The organism is Pedobacter sp. 01T416_2, assembly GCF_056398925.1.
Genome location: NZ_JBFTQI010000303.1, coordinates 1 through 6,514, shown reverse-complemented (window position 1 = coordinate 6,514; position 6,514 = coordinate 1). Strand labels below are relative to the sequence as shown.

At 38.2% G+C, this 6,514-nt stretch carries 7 protein-coding genes; 5 read left to right on the top strand and 2 right to left on the bottom strand.

Annotated features, from left to right (window positions below):
* Window positions 1-704: 3-phosphoserine/phosphohydroxythreonine transaminase (serC, locus tag AC1DPQ_RS13980; protein WP_477609809.1), on the bottom strand; the 704-nt coding region annotated here is incomplete at its 3' end.
* A gap of 324 nt (window positions 705-1,028) precedes the next feature.
* Between serC and AC1DPQ_RS13975 the strand changes: the two genes are divergently transcribed.
* Entirely contained in the window at window positions 1,029-1,496 is a 468-nt protein-coding gene (locus AC1DPQ_RS13975) for an Lrp/AsnC family transcriptional regulator (RefSeq protein WP_029275018.1), read from the top strand.
* Window positions 1,497-1,688: 192 nt separating this feature from the next.
* Here AC1DPQ_RS13975 and AC1DPQ_RS13970 read toward each other — a convergent pair whose 3' ends face one another.
* The gene (locus AC1DPQ_RS13970; RefSeq protein ID WP_477583731.1) at window positions 1,689-2,318 is read right to left on the bottom strand and encodes a DUF4159 domain-containing protein; all 630 of its coding nucleotides are present in this window, start codon (window positions 2,316-2,318) and stop codon (window positions 1,689-1,691) included.
* Window positions 2,319-2,421: 103 nt separating this feature from the next.
* Here AC1DPQ_RS13970 and AC1DPQ_RS13965 point away from each other — a divergent pair, with 103 nt between their 5' ends.
* The 4 genes from AC1DPQ_RS13965 to AC1DPQ_RS13950 are packed head-to-tail and all read left to right on the top strand — an operon-like array spanning window position 2,422 to window position 6,465.
* Entirely contained in the window at window positions 2,422-3,468 is a 1,047-nt protein-coding gene (locus AC1DPQ_RS13965) for an AAA family ATPase (protein WP_477583729.1), read from the top strand.
* Complete coding sequence (locus AC1DPQ_RS13960) at window positions 3,468-4,355, top strand: DUF58 domain-containing protein (RefSeq protein WP_477583727.1); 888 nt, start codon at window positions 3,468-3,470, stop codon at window positions 4,353-4,355. Before AC1DPQ_RS13965 ends, AC1DPQ_RS13960 begins: the two co-directional genes overlap by 1 nt.
* A 3-nt stretch (window positions 4,356-4,358) precedes the next feature.
* The gene (locus tag AC1DPQ_RS13955) at window positions 4,359-5,726 is read left to right on the top strand and encodes a BatA domain-containing protein (protein WP_477583725.1); all 1,368 of its coding nucleotides are present in this window, start codon (window positions 4,359-4,361) and stop codon (window positions 5,724-5,726) included.
* Window positions 5,713-6,465 (top strand): hypothetical protein, encoded by a 753-nt coding sequence (locus AC1DPQ_RS13950; protein WP_477609807.1) that lies wholly within the window; start codon window positions 5,713-5,715, stop codon window positions 6,463-6,465. Before AC1DPQ_RS13955 ends, AC1DPQ_RS13950 begins: the two co-directional genes overlap by 14 nt.
* Window positions 6,466-6,514 lie beyond the last annotated feature (49 nt).

The following is a 6,514-nucleotide window of genomic DNA, read 5'->3' as shown; positions in this document are numbered from 1 at the left end:
GTATTGTACATGCTCATATTATCGCGGAATACCCGATAATCCAACATTGATGGGATTTCTTTTTTTGCCTTGTTAAGGAATTCATTTTTAGCAATGACCAATGTCATCCCAGCTGGCCCCATATTCTTTTGCGCTCCTGCATAAATAAGATCAAAATCGGTGATGTTAATTTTTCTGGAAAAAATATCTGATGACATATCGCATATCAACGGCGCACCGGCAGTAGGGAAATCAAATATTTCTGTCCCCTCAATCGTATTATTTGAAGTACAATGCAGGTACGCAGCTTGCTTATTGTTATTAAACTCAACTGGGATATAGGCATAATCTTTATCTTTCGAAGAAGCCACTAACTCTACTTCGCCAAACAATTTGGCCTCTTTAATGGCTTTTTGTGCAAAATATCCTGTATCAAGATAAGCAGCTTTTTTTCCTTTACTCAAAAAATTCATCGGAACCATAGCAAATTGTGTACTAGCCCCACCCTGTAAAAAAAGTACCGAATAGTGATCTGGAACAGACAATAACTCGCGCACCAAAAGCTGGGTTTTAAGTACCACATCTTCAAATTCTGGTGATCGATGAGAAACTTCTAAAATAGATAAACCCATCCCTCCCCAATTGATTACGGCCTGAGCAGCCTGCTCCATTACAGATGACGGCAATATGCACGGGCCGGCACCGAAATTGTGTTTTTTATGCATAAGAAAAATAATATTCGGTTAAATTAATTACAGCGTAAAGATCAGTAGTTAAGCAAATTATACCGCAACAACTTATTTTTTTGGTAAAAATTATTTTTTATCAAACCCTAAACATCCCAAAAGTTTGGTTTAGCATATCAGGAAAATAAGCTAACAGAATATAATTTTTATTTGCACACCATAATTTTTACTATTATTGTAATATATACACTAAGTATGTTTTTAAATAACGAGAATAAATTAACCTAAATATACCTTATTTTAACTATTTTTAGGCTGCACAAAAGCGAACAAAAAAGAAACAATTATACACTAAGTATTTACATGCAACCTCAAAAAGTTGATCAGACTGATATCGAAATCCTAAATCTTTTACAACGTGATGGATTATTAACCTATAAAGAAGTTTCGGGAAAGCTTAGAAAAAGCATGACCCACATTGTAGACCGCATTAAAAAACTGCGGTCAAATGGCTACATCAAATCAACAGTTGCCATTGTAGACATCGATAAACTGAGGTCGCATTTTATAGCCTTTCCGCACATTCAGCTCACCACACATTCGGAAGATATTGTAAGGGCATTTAAGACCGAAATGGAAAAATACCCAGAAGTGATGGAATGTTATCACCTTACCGGGCATTTCGATTTTATGCTTAAAGTAGCCATGCCCGATATGGTTTCTTACAACAATTTTCTGAGAGATAATATAGGCGCACTGGCTTATGTTGGAAATATTCAGAGCTTTTTGGTATTGAATCAATCGAAAGCCGAAACGGCTTATGCGTTGTAGACTGGTTAATCAGCAATTTAAGTGGCGGCAGATGTTACCATCTGCTGCGATTAAAACTTAATCAATGATTTTCTAAATCTGTCAGATGGTAACATCTGACAACACAAGGAGACTGGCTAATCAGCAATTGATTAATTAATTGATCATTCTAAGTAAGGACAAGGCCAACCAACAACTGAAAACTGTCAACTGTTAACTGTTGATCCCCATAGCGTACAGGATAATATTTACTCCGAATTTGGTATTGTCTTCAGCTAAAAAACGTTTGTTCCTGAAATCGTAATCCCACTCGCAGCCATAATCTTTATTGCTATAAAGCACTCCTATCCTATTGTTAATGGTGATTGCTTTCAGGTAATCGTGCACGAGATCATCACCCCAGCCATTTAACTCGAAAGAAGTGGTTGGCGGTCCCTTCTCAAACTTAAAGAAAGAACTATAAATACCATGGTTATTAGGGATTTTCTTCAAAGCCTGAGAACCAAAAAGGTTGCTCATCTGTGTTTCGAATGAACGGGCAAATAAACCATCAATATCATGATTGCAATCATCTACAAAAACGAAACCTCCGTTATGCACATAGGTTTTAAAATTTACTGCTTCTTGCTGACTAAATTGAACCAGTTTATGCCCGCTTAAATAACAGAAAGGATATTTAAATAAATCGCGGCTGCTCAGCTCTACAATTTTCTCTTCTTCATCCAAAGGAATGGTTGTATACTCGAGAAGAGAATTTAAGAGGTTGGATGGCATGCGCTGATCGGTATCCCAATCGCCTGAATTATATTTTAACCTCGCAAATGTAAATTTAGCTCTCTGCATCACCCTAAAATTACCTCCATTTTTTATTATTCTGCTTTTTTATCCTAATTATCGTGTAAATTTTTTGATATTCTTTTCCATTAGGCTAAAACTATCTATCAATATGCCCTATATTGAAACACAATATCGTTATACTAAAAAATCAACCGTTTTGGAGCGTTCAGAAAGCAACCTAAAAATATTGATCGATAAGATCTCCCTTTTAAAAAGCGAAATACAAAAAGTAATTGTGGGTCAGGATGTGATCATTGAAGAAATGCTGATTGCTTTAATGGCCGGCGGACATTGTTTACTGGAAGGTGTACCGGGTTTGGCTAAAACTTTAATGGTAAGAACAATGTCTCAGGCTTTAGATCTTTCTTTTAGAAGAATTCAGTTTACGCCCGATTTAATGCCTACCGATATTGTGGGTACCGAAATATTGGAAGAAGACCACGTAACGGGAAAACGTTTTTTTAAATTTAACAAAGGCCCTTTGTTTGCCAACATTATCCTGGCAGATGAGGTGAACAGGACGCCCCCAAAAACCCAATCGGCACTATTAGAGGCCATGCAGGAATTTGAAGTAACTTATGGCGGACAAACTTATCCTTTAGATCGGCCATTTTTTATTCTGGCTACACAAAACCCGATTGAACAGGCCGGAACTTATCCTCTGCCAGAAGCACAATTAGACCGCTTCCTTTTGTACATCAAAATCGGTTACCCAACGGCAGCCGAAGAAACTCAGATTTTAAGCAGTACAACGGGCAGTAAAAAAGCGGTGATCAACCCGATTATTGGCGCCGAAGAAATTGCAGCGCTGCAAGCCATTACCCGCGAAGTAAGCATCAGCGATGACTTAATTACTTATGTAAGCGAAATCATCCGCGCCACCCGACCTGATACCACGACTGTAAATTTCGTTAAAGAATGGGTGCGTTGGGGTGCAGGACCAAGGGCCGGACAGGCACTGATTTTAACAGCAAAAGCAAGAGCCTTATTTAAGGGCAGGTATGCTGTGATAACGGAAGATTTACAGGCCATGGCTTATCCGGTACTTCGCCACCGGGTATTGATGAATTTTAAGGCAGAAGCCGAAAATGTTTCATCGGATAAAGTTACAGACGAACTGATTAGAGCCATTTCGAAACCAAAAGCCAATATTTAATGAGTAAACTGCTCGATCCAAAAGTATTAATGGCCATTAAAGACCTTTCATTATCGGCAAAAATGACGATTGATGGTTTTATGAACGGCATTAATAAAAGTACCGTAAAGGGACCGGGATTGGAGTTTAGTCAATACAGAAGTTATCAACCCGGCGATGATTTACGGTCGCTCGACTGGAAAATGTTTGCCCGCTCCGACCGTTATTATATCCGCGAATCGGAGGTGGAAACGAATATTGCCGTGCGCATATTAATAGATGCCAGTGCCTCGATGAACCATAGTGATGGCGATTTTACCAAAATAGATTATGCAAAATATCTTGGTGCATCTTTAGCTTACCTCGCTAATTTACAAGGCGATGCCATTGGTTTATATGTGCTGAAAAATTCAGGGATCTTTTCCATGACCCCAAAGCAGGATTACCAACATTTGGCCCGATTGTTTTACCAGTTAGAGCAGATCAATCCCAATGGAGCATTCACTAAACCCATTCATTATAAAGAATTGTTTGCTGGAGCCCAAAAACGCGAATTGCTCATTTTCGTGACCGATCTTTATCAAAAAGAAGATGAAATTATCAAGTTATTGGATACGTTGAATACTTTAAGGCACGAGATCGTGGTTTTTCACGTGTTATCAAGAAACGAACTGAATCTTGATTTTAAAGGTTACAGCACTTTCGAAGACCTGGAAACAGGAGAAACCATTCAGATTGATCAAACCAAAGCGAGGACCAATTATCAAAACAAGCTTAATGCCTATCTGGAAGAAACCAGGATAAAGCTGCTTGATAGAAGGATTTTTTACCGAACAATTACAACCGATGAACCTTTAGACCAGGCATTGAGGGATTTTTTAAAACAAAGAAGTAAACTTAGAATTTAAGCCGTGCATTTTTTATACCCCATAGGTTTACTGGCGCTTGCAGGCTTAATTATCCCGCTTATTATACACCTGTGGAATGTTAAACAGGGTAAAACACTTAAGATTGGCAGCATTGCACTGCTTGGCGAAAGCTCGAGGGCAAGCTCAAAAAGCTTTAAAATTAACAATTGGCTTTTATTGGTTTTACGCTGCTTGATTTTGGTGCTGCTGGCATTTCTTCTGGCACAACCTTATCTTAAAAAAATAATCTCGGGCAAAAATAAAGCCGGATGGATTTTGGTTGATAAAACTATTTTCCAACAGGTTTTCAATTCTAATAAAAAAACGATAGATTCATTACTGAAAAAGGGTTACGAAATCCACGATTTTAATGTGGGTTTTAAACCATTAACCTTAAAAGATACCGTTCTTAATGAAACAAAACAGGGCGATACTTTAAGTTATACAGCCTTACTGACTGCAGCTAATCAATTTGTTCCTCCTGGAGCTGAAGTTTATTTTTTTGCCGATCGGCGCTTAAACCGTTTTGGTAACGAACTGCCAACTGTTAGCTATAAACTGAAGTACATTCCGCTAAATCAAACCGATACGCTTAGCAGCTGGATTGCCGGATATGCAGGAAAGAAATATGAAGCAAAGTCCAATCCCTCAGGCACCACTTATCAGGCTTTAAATTCGGCAGACGAATCGCCAATAAACGTCGCCATACACGAAACTTCGGGTATTACAGACCGTAAATACCTCATTGCGGCTTTAAAAGCCATTGGAAGTTTCACCAAACGGAAAATTATCATCAACGCAGCTGCAGGAAAAGCAACCATTGGTTTTTGGTTATCTGATAATCCGGTTTCATCAGATTTCAAATCATCAATTGCACGGGATGGAGCATTATTTCAATACGAAAAAGGGAAAGTAGTCACCACACCATCTACTATTAACATTTATGGTCGTCATATTAAATTAAGTAAAAGAATTGCCTCAACCAGCCAAGCCGAAAAAATATGGACCGATGGTTTTGGAAATGCAGTATTGACAAATGACAAGGCTGATTCCTTACATAATTTTCACTTTTACAGCCGTTTTAACCCGCAATGGAACGAACTGGTTTGGGATGGCTTATTTGTAAAAGCATTGATGCCGATTGTGATCAGAGCGGAAAACTCAACAGACTTCGGTTTTGAAGACAACCCTGCCGATCAGCGGAGATTATCAGTTCAGCAAAAAGAAGTTACCGAGATTACTAAAACAGAAGCCACACAAACTACTAAAAATGAAGAACTTGCAACTTTATTCTGGATAACTGCCCTTTTGATTTTTGTCACCGAACGTATTTTATCATTCAGAAAAAAACCGAATTATGTTAAAAGCTGAAGGACAAAATTGGATCAGTAACCTAAGGAAAAAGTGGATTAGCTTTTATCTGATTAGCATTATTACAATTGCTTTGGCCATTGCTTTGGTTTTATCGGTTATGAGCGTTTACCTGCTGCATTTTTCTCCATGGCTTTTTGCAGTTGTTTTTCCTGTTATTCTGGGCATCTTCTTATTCATAAAACCCATTTGGAAAACCACCGATCAGGATGTTTCGCGTTTTGTAAACAACCAATACCCCGAACTGGAAGAAAGTGCCGATCTCCTGCTGCAAAATCAAGATGAATTGACTATGCTGCAACAACTGCAGCGCAACAAAATCGAAAATATAATCCCCAACCTATCGCAGCCAAAAGAGCCTGTGAAGAAATTATATTTAGGCTTGATTATCCTTTTTGTAGGACTGCTCATCAGCATCGGCATTAGCCAAATCTCTTTACATAAAAGTGAACCTTTAAATTTTCACGGAAAGGCAAGTCAAATTCCGGCAATCAAAGAAAATATTCCCCCAGAAATTTCCGATTTCAGCGCTACCATCATTCCGCCTGCCTACACTCAAAAAGCTGAGCGTAAACAAAAGCAGTTTACTATTACTGCCGAAACAGGCGCTAAAATAAACTGGAAAATCGAAACAAACATTGGTATTAAAAAACTGAAAATCATCTTTAACGATAACGAAATTGCCCCACTAAAAGCCTTAAATGCATTACATACGCAAAAAACTGAAAATCATCTTTAACGATAACGAAATTGCCCCACTAAAAGCCTTAAATGCATTACATACGCAA

What these genes read in the sequence shown, in the direction of transcription:
- AC1DPQ_RS13975 (WP_029275018.1), top strand. Translation starts at nt 1,029, where the DNA reads ATGCAACCTCAAAAAGTTGATCAGACTGATATCGAAATCCTAAATCTT.
- AC1DPQ_RS13970 (WP_477583731.1), bottom strand. Translation starts at nt 2,318, where the DNA reads ATGCAGAGAGCTAAATTTACATTTGCGAGGTTAAAATATAATTCAGGC.
- AC1DPQ_RS13965 (WP_477583729.1), top strand. Translation starts at nt 2,422, where the DNA reads ATGCCCTATATTGAAACACAATATCGTTATACTAAAAAATCAACCGTT.
- AC1DPQ_RS13960 (WP_477583727.1), top strand. Translation starts at nt 3,468, where the DNA reads ATGAGTAAACTGCTCGATCCAAAAGTATTAATGGCCATTAAAGACCTT.
- AC1DPQ_RS13950 (WP_477609807.1), top strand. Translation starts at nt 5,713, where the DNA reads ATGTTAAAAGCTGAAGGACAAAATTGGATCAGTAACCTAAGGAAAAAG.